An 18,802-nucleotide genomic window follows, 5' to 3' on the forward strand; every position below is an offset into this window, starting at 1 on the left:
CCCGCATCTGTGGGGCCGCACGCGACCAGCATGGAACTCGCGCAACGAGTCGTCTCTCTTCCGCACGGCACCAAACGCGATCTGCTAGCCTGGTCAAGAAAATGGCGGACTTGGAGCGTGGGGGGTGCACCAAAGGGCAATGGGGGCAGCTAGTCCTGCCCCCATTCTCTTCCAGAGAACAGGCTAACCTCAAAGCGAGGACTTTCCAGGGGAGCAGGTCAGGGGCTCCCCGTTCCAAGACCGGCAGATGGGAACCGCCACCCCAGAACCTACGTTATCCGGAGTTCTCAAAGGGTGAGACAGAGAGAAAAAGGAACGAGCAGATGCCTGCTAAATCCAAGGCCCAGCAGATGGCCGCCGGCGCAGCCCTTGCAGCGAAGCGCGGAGAAAAAAAGAAAAGCGAACTTAAGGGCGCTTCCAAGAGCATGGAGAAGTCCATGAGCGAAAAAGAACTCGATAAGATGGCTTCGACAAAGCGAAAGGGAAAACCACAGAAAAAGTCTTGAGCCGCGAATGACATTCAAAGGGGCCGTGGACGCGGTGCTACGTTGGGTGGTTTGGTCGAGGACTTGGTCGAACATCAATAAAGCCGTCCGCGGGATAGAGCCATGCAGCACGGGGCCATGAGTGGTGCGGCCATGGGGCGAGGCCAGCGTGAGCCAGCCGACGGCGATATTGTCCGCGAGCAAGCCGTCCTCTTTCGCCTCACCGACCGACTTTACCGCGCCAACGGCCTTGGCGAGATCTACGATGCAGCGCTGGACGCCATATGCGACGCCCTCGGCTCCTCTCGCGCCTCGATCCTGAGATTTGACAAACACGGCGTCATGAGCTTCGTCGCGTGGCGCTCACTCTCTGAAGAATATCGCAAGGCTGTCAGCGGCCACACACCGTGGACCAGCAGTGAGCGCGACGCCAAGCCCATCTTTGTCGAGGATATTCGTCTCAGCGGTGAATCTCGGCAACTCATCGATACGGTCCTTGGCGAGGGGATCGAAGCGCTGGCCTTTATCCCGCTTGCCGGCTCCCGCGAGCTCATCGGCAAGTTCATGGTCTACTATCCAGCATCCCATCGCTTCGCCGATCGTGAACGCGAACTTGCGTTGACCATTGCCCGTCAGCTCGGGTTTGCGATCGAACGGGAGCGGGCGGAAACCATCGCGACGCGACTGAGCGCGCTCGTGGAATCCTCGGATGATGCAATCATCGCGACCGATATGGATGGCATCGTCACGGACTGGAACCGTGGCGCCGAGCGTCTCTACGGCTACGGCCGCGAGGAAATTATCGGACGTCCGCTCATGTTGCTGATACCACCCGATCGCCAGAACGAGGATCGGGAGATCCTGGCGCGCATTCGCAATGGAGAGCATGTCGAGCATTTCGAGACCGTTCGCCTGCGCAAGGATGGCAGAACCGTTCCCATCTCTTTGACCGTTTCCCCAATCGCGGACGCGTCTGGCGCAATTGTCGGTGTCTCCAAGATCGCCCGTGACATTTCCGAGCGGCTACGCGCGCAAGAGCAACGGGAGCTGCTGCTTCGCGAGATGGATCACCGCGTGAAGAATCTCTTTGCCATCGCAAAAACCATCGTCAATTTGAGCGCGCCAGCCGCTGATACGCCGGGCGCGCTCGCCTCCACCGTTTCTGACCGCCTCGGCGCCCTCGCGCGGGCGCATGCGATGACGATGCTCCGCGCGACTGGCCCGTCTGTTCAGGTCGCGACGAGCCTACATGCATTGATCGCCGCAATCCTCGAGCCATACCGCCAGGGAACTGACGAGCATCCCCGCTTCGCGATCAGTGGCATCGATATGCCCCTGCCTCCAGCGATGATCACGCCGCTTTCTCTCCTGCTACACGAATTCGCCACCAACGCTGCCAAGCATGGCAGCCTCTCGGCGGCCGCCGGCTCAATAGAGATCGCCTGCTCCAATAGGGACGGTAAGGTAGCTGTCCAGTGGAGAGAGGTAGGAGGACCATCTCCTGTCGCAACCGAAGACGAAGGTTTCGGGAGCCGCTTGATCCGCGCCGCAGCGAGTGAGCTTGGCGGAGTCGTGCGAGATTGGGATCCCGCCGGGGTTGTTGTTGAACTCACGATCGATATTGAAAGATTCTCGGCCTGACGCCCGAGCGGCTTGTCAGCGCAGCAGCCCATCGCTCTCAAAATCTTCCCAACCGCACAGTTTGGCCTTGGAGCTTTCGTCTGGGCGGCCATTCCTGGCTGAATTGGGAGCGTCAAGACCCCTCTTCCGCGCGCGCTTTAGGGCCGCCTTTGTGGCGGCACGCCGCCGGTTCTCTGCGGCCGTCGCTGCGTCCTCTTCGCGCCAAATGGTGACCAGGTCGCGGTCCAGCACATCTTCGATGTAGCGCGGATCGAAGACGTGAAAGGTGATCTTCCTGGCGCGGCCGCGAAGTTTGACCGTTCGCGTTCCGGCGCTCTGCAAACGACCGTCCTTCAGCCAGCGGCGCCTCTCACCCTGCTTGATCGTCAGGATGTCCTCGACCTCGCGCGGGATCACCGGCAAGTCTTCGATGTCGCGCATGGCCTCGGACACGATCGCTGCGGCCGCCTGCATATCGGCATCGGAGCCATCTGGCAGGCGCAGGGTCAGAACGCGTGATTCAATGTGGAGCAGCTTCCTCTGAGCCGCAGAAAAGCGAGCGCGGATCTCGAGGAAAATACCCCTCGCCCTTATCGACGATCCAAGCGTTGCCGCGGGGGACAGCGGCCACTCGGCAATCAGCTTGCCAGTTGGGGGATTTTTCCGGCGGATGGGCATGACCTTTAGATCGGTCTCCGATCCAGTGCGTTTCAATACGGCGGCCTGAAGCCTGGCCGGTGGCCCCAGAATATTCCGCCTAGTCGAAGCACCTTTGGTGAAAGCGAGCTATTTGGAGTCGGATTCGATGCCGACGGCATCGCCGTCGCCATGCACCGCGTCACGGTCCCAATCGTTTGTCTTGCCGGGGGTTTTGGCCGCCGCCTCCCGCCTTTCCTGAGCTTTGTCTTTGCGCGGCTTGCGCTCCTGTTTGTCTCTGTATCTCAATCTCTCATTGCCGGGCATGCAAACCTCCCTTGATGGGCCACCGAACTCAACCGGCAGGCGCGACAACAGTTCCAGGAAGTTGAACCCGGCGCCAGCGCCTTGCGTTGGTTCATGAAGCCACTCAGGGAGAGAAATGTGACCCGGATCGCGACATTCAACGTCAATGGTGTCAACGGCCGCCTGCCGGTGCTCCTGAAGTGGCTTGGCCAGACCAGCTACGACGTGATTTGCCTGCAGGAATTGAAAACCTCTGACGACAAATTTCCGATTGAGGCGATCCGGGACGCCGGATACGGCGCTATATGGCATGGCCAGAAATCCTACAACGGCGTGGCGATACTGGCGCGCGGGAGGGATCCGCTCGAGCGCCGCCGCGGCTTGCCTGGCGATCCGGACGACACGCACAGCCGCTATCTCGAAGCGGAGATCGATGACCTAGTCGTCGGCTGCATTTACCTGCCCAACGGCAATCCCGCGCCAGGCCCCAAGTTCGATTACAAGCTCCGCTGGTTCGAACGTCTCGTCACCTATAGCAAATCGCTGCTGGGTGATCGCACCGTGCTCTGTGGTGACTTTAACGTCGTCCCAACCGAGATCGACGCCGTAGTGCCGGCGCGCTGGCTGGGCGACGCCGTCTTCTTTCCGGAAAGCAGGAACGTCTACGCTCGCATGCTGAGCCTGGGCTGGGTGGATGCGATGCGACGGATCCACCCGGGCAAGGGCATCTATACCTATTGGAACTTCTCCTATCGCGGCGGCTACGATCGAAGCTCCGGCTTGCGGATGGATCATTTGCTTGTAAGCCTATCACTGGCGGAGACCATTCGAAATGCTGGCGTCGATGTCGAGACACGTGGCTGGGAAAGGCCGAGTGACCACGCACCCGCCTGGATCGACATAGGCTGATACGGCCGCCTGTCCTGGCACCGCCACCAGATATGAAACTCGTCAAATCGACCAGGGAAATTGCCTGCCGGATATCGCACCACCTGGAATTATCCATCAGCCGATCGAAATAGCGGCGGGCGGCGACGAGTTCCAGGCTCGCTCGGCCGCGCCGGTCGATCGCATGGCTTGGCCCACGCTTTGTTGCCCCAGCCGAAGACCTGCACGTCCTCCTCCGCAAAGCCGCCTTCGACCATGACCTGTTCTAGCCCTGCCGGACATATCGGCGGCTCTGTGCGAGGCAATGGGCTATGGCGCGATCTCAGCAACGATGAGGAGTATCCGCTGATGGTGTCGGCGTTCGCGAAGAAACGGGCTCGCCTTTGGCCCGGGGAAGCCGATATAGGTCGGGAACGGACCGACCGTTTTCCAGGGTTGAAAGCCGGCAGATGCATTCCGGCATGGCACCAACCGCTCTGGCAGCGCGCCCAAGCGGCCAGCGGGCGGGCAGTAGTGGGCGTCCAGACACTCATGGGAGCGCGGCGGTCCGAGATGGTCCGAACCATGAGCGAAGGTATTTCCGCCGACCGGATAGCCCCTGTCGAGATCATTGCCCGATGGCGGTGATACCTGCGTGTAGTTCTGGCATGAAGCGTTGCCCCTTCGGGTCAGGAAAAATGATTTGCCCTTCTCATGCAAATTCGCTTTGGATGAGCAGCAGCGCAACGACCATCCGCTACGGTGCATCCCCCCTCGTTGTTGAACTTCAACCGGTTCCCACACTTGCTATTTATGCGACGTTCGAAGCACAAAGGGCGAACGTTGAGAGGGCATTGTGCGTTTTTGACATCAATAGGCCTGCCCATTCCGTCAGTTCCGGTGATCAATAGCAATGGCTGGAACGGGGCCGTGAGATGACAGTCTGCTTCCGGAGGAATACCTAAGATAGCGGTCATTCGCATCTCCGCTGCCGCTACCAAAATAGAAACTTGCTGCGGTGTGCGAACTAATTGCAAAATGGTTCGATGGAGCTGAGCTGTGAGGCCAACCCCCCTCCAAACATCGCTCGAGTCCGCAGAATACCTCATAACCAATGTGCCTAAGGCGAGCTGGCACGAGAGATTTCAGCCTAGTTTAGCGATCAGGGCAAAGCTTGATCGACGGCTTCGCCGAGACGCTCGACGATCGCGTCGATGGCGGCAACGTCGCAGATGAAGGGCGGCGCCAGGAGCACATGGTCGCCGTTGGCGCCATCGATCGTGCCGCCCATCGGGTAGACGAGAAGACCGTTTGCCATGGCCGCCTTCTTGATGCGCGCATGCAGCTTGCGCTTCGGATCGAAAGGCTGCTTGGTCGAAGGGTCCTCGACAAGCTCGACGCCCATGAACAGGCCGCGCCCGCGAATATCGCCGATATGGGGATGGTTGCCGAAGCGCTCGCCGAGCCTGCGCGCCAGATGCGCGCCCATCGCCTTCACATTGTCGAGCAGCCTGTCGCGGGCGATGACGTCCTGAACGGCGAGTGCCGCGGCGCAGGCCATCGGATGGCAGATATAGGTGTGGCCATGCTGGAAGAGGCCCGAACCATTCGCGAAGGCGTCGAAGATCTTTCGGCTGAGCAGCACTGCACCGATCGGCTGATAGCCGCCGCCCAGCCCCTTGGCGACTGTCATCAGGTCGGGAGCGACGCCATCCTGCTCGCAGGCGTGCAACGTGCCGGTGCGGCCCATGCCGCACATCACTTCGTCGAGGATCAGGAGCACGCCATGGCGATCGCAAATCTTGCGGACGCGGCGCAAATAGTCTGCCACCGGCGGCACCGCGCCGGCCGTCGCGCCCACCACCGTTTCGGCAACGAAGGCCATGACCGTCTCCGGTCCGAGCGCGATGATCTTGTCTTCCAGCGCCTGCGCCGCGCGCGCGGCATAGTCTTCATCCGTCTCCCCGGCTTCCTGGAAACGATAGGCGAAGCATGGGTCGATGTGATGGGTTTCGATGAGCAGCGGCCGGAACTGGGCGCGCCGCCATTCATTGCCGCCGGTCGCGAGAGCGCCGAGCGTGTTGCCATGATAGCTCTGCTTGCGTGCGATGATGTTGCGGCGCTGCGGCTGGCCGATCTCGACAAAATATTGCCGCGCCATCTTGAGCGCCGCCTCGACCGCCTCCGAGCCACCGGAGACGAAATAGGCATGGCTGATGCCGGCCGGCGCGTCGGCGACCAGCCGGTCGGCGAGTGCTTCGGCAACGTCGCTGGTGAAGAAGCTGGTGTGGGCATAGGCCAGCGTGTCGGCCTGCCGATGCATGGCGGCGATGACATCGGGATGGCCGTGGCCGAGACAGGAAACAGCAGCGCCACCAGACGCGTCGATATAGGCGCGCCCGTTGCTGTCGAAGAGCTCGATGCCCTTGCCGCCACTCGCGACGGGGAGCGTGGCGTTGATCTGGCGATGCAGGATATGGGTCATGATTTCCTCCGGCCGCGCGGCGGCAAGATGTGGATGTCGAGTTGCGAGAGCTGGTCCTCGGTGCGGCGGATGGCGGCGAGCGCCTTGTCCCCGCCCTTGCCGGCGATCAGCGCCGCCAGGATCTCACCGACGACGAAGGCCGGCGCCATGGCATGGAAGAAGGACGGGCTTTCCGTCGGCACCAGCACCGACAGCGCGGCGAGGCCAACGAGCGGCGACACGGCGCTGTCGGTCAGCGCGATCACCGGCACGCCGCCCGCAGCGGCGCGACGGGCAAGATCGACGGTCAGCCTGGTGTAGGGAGCGACGCTGACCACGAACAGGACGTCTTCCGAAGTCGCAAGGCGAATGGCGTCGGTGCCGGCTCCCGATGCGCCGTCCAGCATTACCGCCTTCTCGCCGAGGAAGGACATGACATAGGAAAAATGCGCGACGACCGGATGGCTGGAGCGCAGCCCTAGGCAGAATATCCGGCATGCTGCGTAGAGCCGCTCGGCCGCCGCAGCAAGCGTGTCGAGCTGTTCGGGTTCGCCAAGCCATGCGATCTGCTCCGAGAGCGACCTCACCATTTCGCCGGCCAAGGCCCGATCGCCGACCTCGCTTTGCCGCGCCAGTTGCACGCCGGCCTTGCCGGCAAAGCCGAGCTCGCCCTGTCGCATGGCATTGGCGTAGAGCGAGCGCAGCGGCTCGTAGCCGTCGAAACCCAGCCGCTTGGCCAGGCGCACCATCGTCCAGGGCTGTAGGCCAGCGCGGCGCGCCTGCTCGCGCATGGACAGCAGAGCGACGTCCTCGGGATTTTCCAAGAGATAGCGGGCGGCGTCCTGCAACTGCGAGGGCAGGCTGTCGAAGGCCTCGACAATGGCGTCGGTAAGTGGCGCGCGGGTCATGCCACGACCATAGACGCGAATGCGGGATCGTGCAATATATGTTGCACAACTTGTCTACAAGCAACAAATGGAGCAATCCATGCCGAACCAAAATCGAGTGGCGATCGCCGTGGCGCCAAATGGCGGCCGGCGCACCAAAGCCGATCACCCGGCCCTGCCGATCACCCCAGATGAGTTGGCTGATGTGGCCGCCGCCTCCCTCGATGCCGGCGCCGCCATGATCCATGTCCATGTCCGCGACCGCGACGGACACCATTTGCTCGACGCCGAGGTCTACCGGGCTGCGACCGCAGCGATCAGGGCCAGCGTCGGCGACAGGCTCGTTCTCCAGATCACCAGCGAGGCGCTGGGCCTCTATCGGCCCGAAGAGCAGATGCGGGTGGTGCTGGAAACGCAGCCAGAGGCGGTTTCGCTTGCCTTGCGCGAACTCGTGCCCGACCCGATGCACGAAGCAGGTTTCGCAGCGTTCCTCGAAACGCTGCGGGTGGAAAAAGTCACGCCGCAGATCATCCTCTATACGCCCGAGGAGGCGATCTATCTCGCGGCGCTCGCGGGTCGCGGCCTGATCCCGTTCGACAATCTGCCGGTTCTCTACGTGCTCGGCCGCTACACGGTCGGGCAGACATCGCGCCCCGCCGACCTGCTGCCGTTCCTGGCGCCTGGCATCCCCGCCGCGAGGCACTGGATGGTGTGTGCCTTCGGCAGCCAGGAGGCGGCATGCGTGACGACCGCGGCGTTGCTTGGGGGGCATGCACGCGTTGGTTTCGAGAACAATCTTCTTCTCCCCGATGGGACGCTGGCTTCCGGAAACCAGGACCTCGTCGTGGCCACAAGGCGGGCAGTCGAAGCCTGCGGGCTGACGCTCGCCGATGCGGACGCGTTGCGAAGCCAGTGGTCGGATGCCTAATGCATCGGCATTCTGCAAATTTGCAATGCATTTTATAATATAATGCATTTTTAATTTGCGCTGCCAGACCGACAGTGCTACGCTTCCCGGGCAATCCAACAAAAAGGGGAACCCGAAAATGAAGTCCGCACTCGCAAGCCTCACCGCCGCCGCGGCCGTCGCGGCAACGCTCGCATTCGGCCAGCCGGCCTTCGCCGACGACCTGATCGTGGCGACCGACACCGCCTTCGTTCCGTTCGAGTTCAAGGAAGGCGACAAATATGTCGGCTTCGACATCGACCTGTGGGCGGCAATCGCCAAGGATATCGGCGTGACCTACACGCTGCAGCCGATGGACTTCAACGGCATCATCCCGGCGCTGCAGACCAAGCAGGTCGATGTCGGACTGGCCGGCATAACCATCAAGGACGAGCGCAAGAAGGTCATCGATTTCTCAGACGGCTATTACGACAGCGGCTTCCTTTTGATGGTGCCGGTCGACAGCACGATCAAAGGTCCCGACGATCTCGTCGGCAAGACGCTTGCCGTGAAGACCGGCACGTCGGCGACCGACTATGCCAAGGAACATTTCAAGGGCACGGAGTTGCGCCTGTTCCCGAACAGCGACAACGCCTATCTCGAGGTCGCGACCGGACGCGCCGACGCCGCCATGCATGACACGCCGAACGTGCTCTACTACATCAAGACCAACGGCCAGGGGAAAGTGAAGACCGTCGGCCCGCAGATGATGGCGCAGCAATATGGCATCGCCTTCCCGGAGGGCAGCCCGCTCGTCGCCAAGGTCAATGCTTCCATTGCCAAACTGAAGACCAACGGCACTTACGCCGACATCTACAAGAAGTGGTTCGGCACCGAGCCGCCGAAGAGCTGATCACCGGGGTTCTCCCTGGATCTTCCCCCGGATCTTGGGGCGCGCCGGCATGGCCGGCGCGTCTCCCCTGAAGGATGGCTCTCATGGATTTCGACTGGTCCGTCATCTGGCAGGCACTGCCCGAGCTGCTGAAGGGTGCCCGCCTCACCGTCTTGATCGCGCTCGCCGGGCTTGCCGGCGGCCTTGTCATCGGCTTCGCCGCCGGGCTGGCGCGCGCCTATGGCAACGTCGTGCTCAACGCCATCGCCATGCTCTATGTCGAGATCATTCGCGGCACCCCTATCATCGTGCAGGTGATGTTCATCTATTTCGCGCTGCCGATCCTGGCGGATGTCCGCATCAATCCGCTGGCGGCCGCGATCATGGCGATCATCATCAATGCCGGCGCCTATATCGCCGAGATCGTGCGCGGCGCCTTTCTTTCCGTCCATCGCGGCTTGCGCGAGGCCGGCCTGGCCCTCGGCCTGCCGTTCTGGAAGGTGCTTTTCTACATCATCGGCCCGCTCGCCTTCCGTCGCATGATCCCAGCGCTGGGCAACCAGTTCATCGTCAGCCTGAAGGATACTTCGCTGTTCATCGTCATCGGCGTCGGCGAGCTCACCCGGCAAGGCCAGGAAATCATGGCGGCCAACTTCCGCGCCGTCGAGATCTGGTCGGCCGTGGCGATGTTCTACCTGATCATGACCGGCACGCTTACGCTCATCCTGCGGCTGACCGAAAAGAGGATGCGCATCCTGTGAGCATCGTGGCGTTCAACAAGGTCACCAAGCGCTTCGGCCAGGTCACCATCCTCGATCAGGTCGATCTGTCGATCGAGCCCGGCGAGAAGGTGGTGCTGATCGGCCCCTCCGGCTCCGGCAAGTCGACGCTGCTTCGCTGCATCAACGCGCTGGAGGAGATCAATGGCGGCGACCTCGTCGTTGACGGCATCAGCGTCAAATCCGGCGGCCGCAAGGTCCGCCTGATCCGCCAGGAAGCCGGCATGGTCTTCCAGCAGTTCAACCTGTTTCCGCAGATGACGGCGCTGGAAAACGTCGCCTTCGGTCCGCGCCGCGTGCGTGGCGAGACGCGACAGGAGGCACGCAAGCAGGCCCTGGAGATGCTGGCCAAGGTCGGTCTTGCCGAACGGGCGCATCACTATCCGAGCGAGCTTTCGGGCGGCCAGCTGCAACGCGTCGCCATTGCGCGCGCGCTTGCCGTCAAGCCGAAGCTGATGCTGTTCGACGAGCCGACCTCGGCGCTCGATCCTGAACTAAGGCACGAGGTGCTGCGCGTGATGCAGGCGCTGGCCGAGGAAGGCATGACGATGATCGTCGTCACCCATGAGATGGCCTTTGCCCGCAAGGTCGGGACCAGGCTGATCTTCATGGAAGGCGGCAAGATCGCTGTTGACGGAGAACCGCGGGAGCTGCTTGCAAACCCGCAAAATCCTCGCTTGAAAGAGTTTCTGCAGCATGTCGCATGACGCCGGCCGCCGGCTTTCCTTCATCGATGTCTCGGGGTCGCCCTACGACGTCGGGGCCGCTCTCGGGCGCTTCGGCAGAGCGGCGCTCAATGACCATTTCCAGACGTCCGCCGCATGGCGCGAGCTCAACGCTCGGCGCGCCGATCCGCGCATTGGCATGATGGCGACGATCGTGCGGGAGCGGTTCCCCCGATACTGGGCCGAACTGCAGGGCCTCGCCGCCGGGCTTGAATTGGCTTTCGACGACGTCTTCCTGTGGAACTGCCGCGGCGACATCTGGGCAATGGCGCCCGATGGCTGCACGACGGTGCAATTGCCCGGCTCGCCGCATGTCATCGGTCACAATGAGGACGGCGACCCGGATTTCGCCGGCCATTGCGGGCTGGCGCATATCGCTTCCGAAGGCGGCAATCAATTCACCGCCTTCGTCTATCCCGGCTCGCTGCCCGGCCACACATTCGCTGCCACGTCGGCGAAGCTGGTGCAGACGGTCAACAACACCAGGCCGCTGGCTGGCGGCGCCGGGGCGCCGCGCATGGTGCTGGCGCGCGCCGTCCTCGACGCGCCGGACCTCGACGCGGCGCTGGCGCTGCTCAAATCGGTGCCGCGCGCCGGCGCCTTTCACCTGACCCTGGCGCAGGCCGGCGATGAGCGGCTGCTCAGCGTCGAGTTCACCGCGCAAGCGCTGTCGGTCGATCGCGTCGAGGCGGCGCGTGTCCATTCGAACCACCTGATCCATGCCGACACCGGGCGCATGTCGCAGATCGTCACCGGTTCGTCCGGCGTACGCCAACGACGAGGCGAAGCGCTGCTGGACCAGACGCCTCAGTCCGAGCCGCAACGCCGCGCGCTCGGCATCTTGTGGGACGCGGCCGACCCGGAGCTGCCGATCTACCGCACGGACCCGGCCGACAGTGATGTCGAGAACACGCTTGCCAGCGTCGTCTTCCGCGTCGGGGCTGACAAGGTCGAGTGGGCTGTCTACGATGCTGCACACGAAGCAGCGCGCTTCGACATGCAGGATGGGCTGGTCCCTGTCGCGGGGTGAACGGGAACGATGCCAGAGGAAGCCGTTGCGGAGCCGCCGCGCACCATCGAGGAGCTGAGGACGTTGGCGCTCTCGGTCGGCCGCGACCAAGCGGGCTTTTCCCTCGGCTCCAAGGCGCATGACGTTTTCGCCAAGCTGGTCGAGGCGCCCGAACAGTCCGCCGTCCGCACGATATCGGAACTCGCCGATCAGTTCGGCATCAATCCGTCGACGCTGACCAGGCTGGCGAAGCGTCTCGGCTTCGAAGGTTTCAGCGATTTCCAAGCCGTCTTCCGCAAGGCGATCGCCGACGACCAGCAATATTTCTACAGCCGCCAGGCCGGAAGGCTGATGACGACGCCGTCGCCAGGCGGCGCCGAGGTTGAGGTCTTCGAACGGCTGGCACGCGAAACGGCGACGAATGTCGACGGCTTCCTCGGCCAGTTGGACGCCGCGTCGCTGAAGGGCGCGACCGCGCTGCTGACCGGCGCACGCCGCGTGCGGGTGCACGGCGTCCGCCAGTTCCACTCGCTTGCGAGCTTCCTCACCTATTGCCTGGGCATGGTACGCTCGGACGTGGCGCTGCTCGATGCGCCTCGGCTCGGCGTCGCCGAGGCGCTATCGCAGCTCGAGCCGGGTGACGTCGTCATCACGGCCAGTTGCGCGCCCTATACGCGCAGCGTCGCCGAGGTTGGCCGCATCGCTGCGGCAAACGGCCAGAAGGTGATCGCGATCACCGACTCGCGATCCTCGCCACTTGTTCCCCCAGCCCAGCATGCGTTTTTCATCCCGCATGCTAGCAGCTTCTATTCGAACAGCATGGGCGCCTATGTCGTGTTTTGCGAAGCGCTGCTCAACCTCGTCGCCCGCGAGCTTGGCGACAAGGCGCTGAACTCACTGGCCGGACGCGAGCGGCTGATTGCTGAGATGAACATCGAGATCGGCTGACAGCGCGGCGTTGGTCAGATGCGGCGCATATCGCAATGCGGGTCAGCCCGCTCGTCGCTCCCCTGCACTCATTGGCAGATATGAGGGCGGCTTGTAGCGGTGCGCAAACTGAGATTGAAAGGCAAGAGATGGGCGCAAAACTGCCGGTGCCGCAGCCGACGATGGGCGGCCCTAGGTCCAAAAGCTTCGTCACCCGTGCAACTTCCTGGCCTCGCGTTCCAAAGTCTTGCGGTCATTGCCGTGCTCGCCGATTAGTTCCCGAACTTGCTGGGGCGTAATCCTGTGGCCGATATGGGGGCGACCCTCCTCGCGAACAGGATCACTTCTACGAATGCAGGAATGCGGCCAGCCGGTCGACCGGCGCGATCTCCGGCAAGTCATTTGGCATGAACGGCCAGACCATGAGCCGCTTGAGCTGGACAGTTAATCGCGGATTCTTTCAGGGGCCGGGGAACAAATTTCGCTCGTCAAAGTTAGGGAGCGCTGCTTACGGGGACCCACGCGATGCTCCTTGCCCTAGACGATGCGATCTCGACGGCTGTTTTGGCCGGCAGAGGCGCAGATGCGGAAATCTTCGGAGTGATCGATCTCACCAGCAAGATTGAAACCCGGATTGGCGCAATCAGCTTAGGGCGCGCAATCCAGTTCGTCGCCAATGCGTCGGTGCTTGGATACGACGTTCGCGGTGCAATGGTCCTCTATGGGGAACCAGGAACCCCGAGCTTGAGGACATGGGACTGCGAACACCTTTGGGCGCAATATGGAGGCGCACTTCTCCAACCATAATGCAAGACGCCCGGGCGAACTGGCCATAGCTCTCCAAGTGCATTTGCAGTGCAGCGCAATATAGCGCCGCTTGAGCGCCTGCTGGACTTCAATCCTATTTAAGGGCATCCTCCCGGGTGGGGGAAAGGGCTTGGATAGGTTTCGTCACAGCATCCGTTCTAACCAGTGGCGCGAGCGCACCGGCGCCAACCGCTCGCGCACCCGACGATGGGCAGGCGTGCCGCGACGGCTGATCTTCGTGACTGTCGCCGCAGCCGGCGCGCTGGTCGGACAAACGGCGATGAAGCACAGCGACGACCCGCTGGATATCAGCATCTCGAATTTGCTCGGCCCAAAACCGCGGCCGATCGTCGGCGTCGCATCCGTCATCGACGGAGACACGATCGAGATCCATGGGCAGCGCATCCGTTTCAACGCCATCGACGCGCCGGAGAGCCGGCAATATTGCGACGACGCCAAAGGCTTCGAATATCCCTGCGGCCGCCAATCGACCGAAGCGCTGGACGCTTTCCTGGCTTCCTCGAGACCGGTGCAATGCACGTTCGTGACCTGGGATCGCTATCACCGCTTCGTCGGCGATTGCCGGCGCGCCGACGGTGCAAGCGCGGCAGCATGGATGGTCGAGCACGGCCAAGCGGTCGATTGGCCGCGCTACAGCCACGGCGCCTATGCGCCGCAGCAGGCCAAGGCGGAAGCGGCCAAGGTCGGTCTGTGGGTCGGCAACTTTCAAGCGCCCTGGGAATGGCGAGCGTCGCACGCCGAGGGCGCGGCGCCGCGGAGCCAGCCGCTCGGCATCGTCAGCCGCCGGTTGGTCGCGCAAAGCGGCTACTCATGCGTGCTGCCGCGGTACTGCTCGCAAATCAGCTCGTGCGACGAAGCCCAGTGGTATCTGCACAACTGCTCCTGGGGCCGGAAGCTGGATCGGGATGGCGACGGCGTAGCGTGCGAAACGCTTTGCTAGCATCTTGGAAAAGGCAACTGCTTCGTGACCGCAAAGCGAGAGCGGGAGGAACGTCTACCACACTGAACGATGCCAACGAGAAACTAAGACCTAACGTAACCCTCGGGATTGATCGTCGAGGGGCGGCGGTGCTCCCACCCAATGATCCGTGGATCGAACTGATCTTGCTAGGGTCACTATCTGGGCAATTCTAATGCCTCTGCCCGGCTTCAGCCATTCGAGCTGCCTCGTCAGCACCGCCGGCGGGCGTCGAACGGCTTTTCGGCTACAGCTCTGAGGAAGCTCTCGACAATCACATCACGATGCTGTTCCCGCCGGAACACGTTGATGAAGAGCCAATGATCATCGAGCGCATCCGCCGAGGTGAACGGGTCGAGAGTTTTGAAACCGTCCGCCGCCGCAAGGACGGCACAGACATTCCGGTCTCGCTCACCATATCGCCCGTGCGGGATAGCATCGGTCGCATCGTCGGAGCCTCCAAGATCGCGCGCGACATCACAGCCGCGAAGGAGAGCGAGCAGCGTATCCGCATGCTGATGCGCGAAGTCAATCACCGAGTGAAGAACGAGTACGCCGTGATACTGTCAATGATCAGGGAAACCAACAACCGCTCGGAGAGCCCTGACATTTTCGAGAAGCGGGTCCGCGAACGCATCATGGCGCTCTCGCGTTCTCACGATCTCCTGGTTTCGGCCACCGTGGCCGACCTTATCCTGGACCAAGCCAAACTATTCGGGCGGGAGGACGCAATCGCCCTGCATGGCCCACCCCTCGTGCTGACCCCTAACGCGGTTCAGTATCTTGGGATCGCTTTCCATGAACTCTGTACCAATTCCGCCAAATACGGAGTGCTGTCGGGCCACAGGGGCTCGATTTCGCGGTCCAATATGACCAAGCGCCAAGCTCGCGGAGCACCACCGGTCGCGGAGATCATGCAGGTCAGCGGTCACTTCGGATGCGGGTTCTTGAGTGACGATCCGATCGGTCTTAGTCGGCCGGCCCTACGCTCGCTCACGGCTTCGGCCAACGCTCGCGCGGCGTTGCGCACCTCTTCCTGCACGTCCTCGTTGGCATCCAGCTCATCATGGTTGGTCGCGTACGGCTTCCAATATCCGATGTAGCGATCGAGTTCAGCATGCGCGCCCGCCGGCGTCAGCTTCATGAAGCGAAGCCAGTCGGCGAGCGACCGGCGCACATTCTCCGCGCCTTCGACATCGCCGTGGACGACCACCGAGAAGAGCCGGCCAGCGAGATGGCGAGGATAGTCCCATCCGTTGAGCTCGACTTGCTTGGCCAGGGCCGCATCCTTGCCGTGGGTAAGCGACGGGTCGGGGTTGCCCCCGTCGGCGCAAACGAGCCGGTCCATCATCAACTTCACCGGCGATGAGACCTGATACCAATTGACTGGCGTGATGATCATCACGCCGTGAGCTGCGACCCAGAGCGGATAGATTTCGCTCATCCAGTCCTGCACCTGGCCCAGTGAGTAATTGGGATAGCAGGAGCACGGCCAATGGCAGAGCGGGGCAGCCGTCGAGAAACACGCCTTGCACGGATGTATGTTGCGTCCGTATTCCGATGCTAGACGAGCTAGATCGAGGATTTTGGTACCAAGTTCCGTCTCGCCCGCGATTGTCGCTTGCGCGATCTCGGCCAAGCGATAGCTCTTCGACATCTCGCCAGGACAGGTGTGCTCGCTGCGCGACGATCCGTTTATTATGAGGATGGTCGGCAGCAGCGTCTCGTCCTCGTAGCTTTTCTGGGCCTCCAGCACCGCGTCGCGCGCGGCCAGCCAATCGACAGAAAGATCGTAGTCGGAATCCGCGAATTCCGATCCGGCCTTGCGTGTGATCGGGCTCTTGCGGGAATCCAAATAAGCTTGCCATGCAACCTCTGCTATTTCGTTGATTGCGGCGTCATACGGTCGAAAGGCCGGATCGAAGAACCGCTCCCGATATCGCTTCTTGAATTCGGCCTCGTCCAACCTCGGGCTTGGCATGCCCTTGCGCGGCGCGGGCGCGTTTGTCGGCTCTCTATCCATCGGACTTCCCTCTCGGCACGCTAATGAGTGTCACCAACGCGTGAAACGTTCGGACGTTGCGAGCCACGCGAGGTCATCAAACCTGGGCAGGTGTTTTCCATCAGTTATGCTGGCAAACCACGATTGTTTTTGTCCGCGACCATGCCGCAGGCGCGACACGCCCGGTATTAGGCGATCCCGTCGGAAGGGGTCCAGATCAGCGTGGAGCGGAGTGGGGGCTGCCAGCACTTCCGGCGCGTCCGTTCGCCATAACCAACGACGATCTCTTCCTTCATGGGACCGGTTCGGCGGACCTGCCCTGCAGAATGCGGAAGCATCTCACGCGCGTGAGGTGAGCCAGACCCCCACCAGCGTTACCCCCATGCCGATGAACATCGCCGAGGTAAGCGGTTCCGAGAACAGCATCCAGGCCCAAAGCATAGTGATAGGCGGGCTGAGGTAGATGGCGGTGCTCACCTGAGCAACCGGGTAGATCCGCAGCATCGAATAATAAACAGCATAGGCGAGAAATGTGGCGATCAGCACGAGCCAGGCCATGCCAATCGCGAACTCGCGCGTCAGGGGCGGATCTAGGGTTCCCTGGAACAGTCCGCAGATGCCGAAGAGGACGGCGCCGGTGAACGAGTGAATGCACAGACTCTGATGGACGGGCATGTCCAGAGATCGCTCGCCTCTGCGGAGGACGGAAGCGACGGCGAACGCCAGCATGGAGCCGATGGTGAGTGCGTAGGCCCATAGTGGCGCGGCCCCGAAGCTGAGACTGTCGAAGGAGACGATCAGCACTCCTGTCACAGCGATGGCTGTGCCTATCCACTGTCTTACTCCAAGCCGTTCGCCCAGAAGCGGTTGCGAAAGCGCTGCGACCGCCAACGGCACAAGATCGGAGATTAGCGCGACCAGTCCTGTCGGCACCCGCTGCTCAATCGCAAGCGCGAAGCCGCCGAGATAGATGAAGACGGCCATCACGCCGAATGCCATCTGCGGCAGCACCGCTTTAAGGCGCATGCGCGGGCCAAAGGCTAGCGCGAACGGAAGGAGGATGATCCCCGACAAGGCTGTTCGCCAGAACAACAGGACAACCACGCTGGCTTCTTGGCTTGCGTAGCGAATGCCAACGAACCCGGAACTCCAGCCGATGATCAGCAATGTCGCGAGCAGCGGCAGAAGCAGACGGGAACGCGTCGTCGGGGCGGCACCGATAGAAAGGAGGGTCATGGTAGTCCCGAAAGGATTTCGGTCGACGGATAGCTACTTGGCGAGTGAAGCACACATGACAAATTTCGATCAGGACATGACTAACCGTGCACTTCCGTGATGACCGATTGCCTGCGCGCGTCGCATAAGGCATAGATCGGCTGACAAAATGATTTCGTGGACTGGGCCCATGGTCGAAACCAAGAACAGGCGACTGGACATCGACGCACTTCGCGCTCTTCGGGCGATAAAGCTGCATGGCGGGGTGACGAGGGCCGCCGAGGCGCTGGGTCTGACGCAGTCCGCCGTGAGCCACAAGATCAAGCGAATGGAGGCCAGCCTGGGCTGCGAACTGCTAGACCGGCGTCCAGGCGGAGGCATGTTCACGACAGACGGCGAAGGGCTTCTGCACTATGCGGCGAAGATCCTCGGCCTTCACGACGAGGCTGTCGTCAGCTTCGCGAAATCTAACCTGGCAGGCCGCATTCTGCTCGGGTTCACTGAAGATACGACCTGCTCGGACCTGTCCCGCATCCTCGGTCGCTTCCGGCGCCTGCACCCCCAGGTGGCAATCCGAACGAAAGTGCGCATGAGCCTGATGCTCCGGTCCATGCTGGAACATGGCGAACTGGACGTCGCGATTGTCCAGCTCTTCGCGCATGAAGTCCGGCCGACAGATGTCGTGTTGTTCCGCGAAAACCTGCATTGGGTTAAGTCCCGCGAGCTGGCGCTGGAGGACGGGGCTCCCCTGCCTTTCCTGTCTTTTGATGACGACTGCTTCTACCGACGTTGGGCCATCGACATCGGTCAGGACGAAGGCGCGGAGCTGGAAACGGTGTTTGAGTGTTCCAGTGCCGCGGGCATCATCGCAGGCGTGCAGGCGGGTCTCGGGGTCGCGCTCCTGAGCGATCGTCACCTCCGCCCCGAGATGGAGATCATCAGCGAGCGCCTGCCTGCTCCGCCGTCGCTCGTCTACGTCGTGCGCCGCGCGAAGAAGGCGAGGAACCCCGCGTTGGAAAGCCTTGTCTTGGAGATCGACAGCGAGATCAACCGATACGGCAAGCTGGCGCTGGCAAGTTGACGAGACACAAAGCGCGGCGGGTGCCGCCATGCAGATTGCGAAAGCTCACGCCGCCTCGGAGAAACGGCGTAACTAAAAAAGCAGTCCTGCGTTGGATGCGATTAAGCCATTCCTCCTGAGCAAGGAACGGTGAGTGATCAAGCGAAAGTCAGTGGATGCGTCGAGCGCTCGTCGGGACCAAGCCGTTGTTTGACCGCTTTGAGGCCTGACCGCTTGCGGGATAAAATATCCCCAT

17 protein-coding genes and 2 pseudogenes are annotated in these 18,802 nt (G+C 62.2%); 13 read left to right on the forward strand and 6 right to left on the reverse strand.

The annotated features are described in order from the left end of the window. The first annotated feature begins 323 nt into the window (after positions 1-323). Both EJ067_RS08995 and EJ067_RS09000 read left to right on the forward strand, forming a co-directional pair. Entirely contained in the window at positions 324-506 is a 183-nt protein-coding gene (locus EJ067_RS08995; protein WP_126085616.1) for a DUF3008 family protein, read from the forward strand. Positions 507-608: 102 nt separating this feature from the next. After that, the gene (locus tag EJ067_RS09000) at positions 609-2,126 is read left to right on the forward strand and encodes a PAS domain S-box protein (RefSeq protein ID WP_126085617.1); all 1,518 of its coding nucleotides are present in this window, start codon (positions 609-611) and stop codon (positions 2,124-2,126) included. 15 nt (positions 2,127-2,141) lie between these two features. Here the strand turns inward: EJ067_RS09000 and EJ067_RS09005 are convergent, their stop codons facing one another. Together EJ067_RS09005 and EJ067_RS34510 are read right to left on the reverse strand one after the other, a co-directional pair. After that, a complete protein-coding gene (locus EJ067_RS09005) occupies positions 2,142-2,783 on the reverse strand; it encodes a hypothetical protein (protein WP_126089561.1) in 642 nt (213 codons plus the stop codon). A gap of 108 nt (positions 2,784-2,891) precedes the next feature. Next, positions 2,892-3,068: a hypothetical protein gene (locus tag EJ067_RS34510; protein ID WP_189510512.1), complete on the reverse strand. Its 177-nt coding sequence runs from the start codon at positions 3,066-3,068 to the stop codon at positions 2,892-2,894. 117 nt (positions 3,069-3,185) lie between these two features. Between EJ067_RS34510 and xth the strand changes: the two genes are divergently transcribed. Further along, positions 3,186-3,956, forward strand: a complete 771-nt coding sequence (xth, locus tag EJ067_RS09010; protein WP_245468226.1) for an exodeoxyribonuclease III — start codon at positions 3,186-3,188, stop codon at positions 3,954-3,956. A gap of 258 nt (positions 3,957-4,214) precedes the next feature. Then, a pseudogene (locus tag EJ067_RS35200) lies at positions 4,215-4,307 on the forward strand (SAM-dependent methyltransferase); the annotation flags it as partial. Positions 4,308-5,076: 769 nt separating this feature from the next. On the opposite strand, the gene EJ067_RS09025 reads toward EJ067_RS35200, so the two are convergent. Both EJ067_RS09025 and EJ067_RS09030 read right to left on the reverse strand, forming a co-directional pair. Then, a complete protein-coding gene (locus EJ067_RS09025; RefSeq protein ID WP_126085619.1) occupies positions 5,077-6,399 on the reverse strand; it encodes an aspartate aminotransferase family protein in 1,323 nt (440 codons plus the stop codon). After that, the gene (locus EJ067_RS09030) at positions 6,396-7,286 is read right to left on the reverse strand and encodes a MurR/RpiR family transcriptional regulator (RefSeq protein ID WP_126085620.1); all 891 of its coding nucleotides are present in this window, start codon (positions 7,284-7,286) and stop codon (positions 6,396-6,398) included. The genes EJ067_RS09025 and EJ067_RS09030 overlap by 4 nt, the downstream gene beginning before the upstream one ends. 79 nt (positions 7,287-7,365) lie before the next feature. On the opposite strand from EJ067_RS09030, the gene EJ067_RS09035 reads away from it, so the two are divergent. From EJ067_RS09035 to EJ067_RS09080, 8 genes and pseudogenes are all read left to right on the forward strand, one after another. Beyond that, a complete protein-coding gene (locus EJ067_RS09035; RefSeq protein WP_126089562.1) occupies positions 7,366-8,193 on the forward strand; it encodes a 3-keto-5-aminohexanoate cleavage protein in 828 nt (275 codons plus the stop codon). Positions 8,194-8,311: 118 nt separating this feature from the next. Next, positions 8,312-9,064, forward strand: coding sequence for a glutamine ABC transporter substrate-binding protein GlnH (gene glnH, locus EJ067_RS09040; RefSeq protein WP_126085621.1), 753 nt, complete (start codon positions 8,312-8,314; stop codon positions 9,062-9,064). 83 nt (positions 9,065-9,147) lie between these two features. Further along, positions 9,148-9,804 (forward strand): glutamine ABC transporter permease GlnP, encoded by a 657-nt coding sequence (gene glnP, locus EJ067_RS09045; protein WP_126085622.1) that lies wholly within the window; start codon positions 9,148-9,150, stop codon positions 9,802-9,804. Then, positions 9,801-10,529: a glutamine ABC transporter ATP-binding protein GlnQ gene (gene glnQ / locus EJ067_RS09050; protein ID WP_126085623.1), complete on the forward strand. Its 729-nt coding sequence runs from the start codon at positions 9,801-9,803 to the stop codon at positions 10,527-10,529. Before glnP ends, glnQ begins: the two co-directional genes overlap by 4 nt. Beyond that, a complete protein-coding gene (locus tag EJ067_RS09055) occupies positions 10,519-11,577 on the forward strand; it encodes a C45 family peptidase (RefSeq protein ID WP_126085624.1) in 1,059 nt (352 codons plus the stop codon). Before glnQ ends, EJ067_RS09055 begins: the two co-directional genes overlap by 11 nt. A 9-nt stretch (positions 11,578-11,586) precedes the next feature. Beyond that, entirely contained in the window at positions 11,587-12,504 is a 918-nt protein-coding gene (locus EJ067_RS09060) for a MurR/RpiR family transcriptional regulator (RefSeq protein WP_126085625.1), read from the forward strand. A gap of 916 nt (positions 12,505-13,420) precedes the next feature. Beyond that, entirely contained in the window at positions 13,421-14,251 is an 831-nt protein-coding gene (locus tag EJ067_RS09075) for a thermonuclease family protein (protein WP_245468227.1), read from the forward strand. A gap of 245 nt (positions 14,252-14,496) precedes the next feature. Then, a pseudogene (locus tag EJ067_RS09080) lies at positions 14,497-15,126 on the forward strand (PAS domain S-box protein); the annotation flags it as partial. Between the two features lie 71 nt (positions 15,127-15,197). Here EJ067_RS09080 and EJ067_RS09085 read toward each other — a convergent pair. Both EJ067_RS09085 and EJ067_RS09090 read right to left on the reverse strand, forming a co-directional pair. Then, positions 15,198-16,292 carry a flavodoxin family protein gene (locus EJ067_RS09085; protein WP_245468228.1) on the reverse strand — a complete coding sequence of 365 codons (1,095 nt, stop codon included), beginning with the start codon at positions 16,290-16,292 and terminating at the stop codon, positions 15,198-15,200. A 318-nt stretch (positions 16,293-16,610) separates the two neighbouring features. After that, positions 16,611-17,507 (reverse strand): DMT family transporter, encoded by an 897-nt coding sequence (locus tag EJ067_RS09090; protein ID WP_126085627.1) that lies wholly within the window; start codon positions 17,505-17,507, stop codon positions 16,611-16,613. 169 nt (positions 17,508-17,676) lie between these two features. Between EJ067_RS09090 and EJ067_RS09095 the strand changes: the two genes are divergently transcribed. Continuing rightward, entirely contained in the window at positions 17,677-18,567 is an 891-nt protein-coding gene (locus tag EJ067_RS09095) for a LysR family transcriptional regulator (RefSeq protein WP_126085628.1), read from the forward strand. The last annotated feature ends 235 nt before the right edge of the window (positions 18,568-18,802 follow it).

The sequence above is a fragment of the Mesorhizobium sp. M1D.F.Ca.ET.043.01.1.1 genome (genome assembly GCF_003952385.1).
GTDB lineage: Bacteria > Pseudomonadota > Alphaproteobacteria > Rhizobiales > Rhizobiaceae > Mesorhizobium.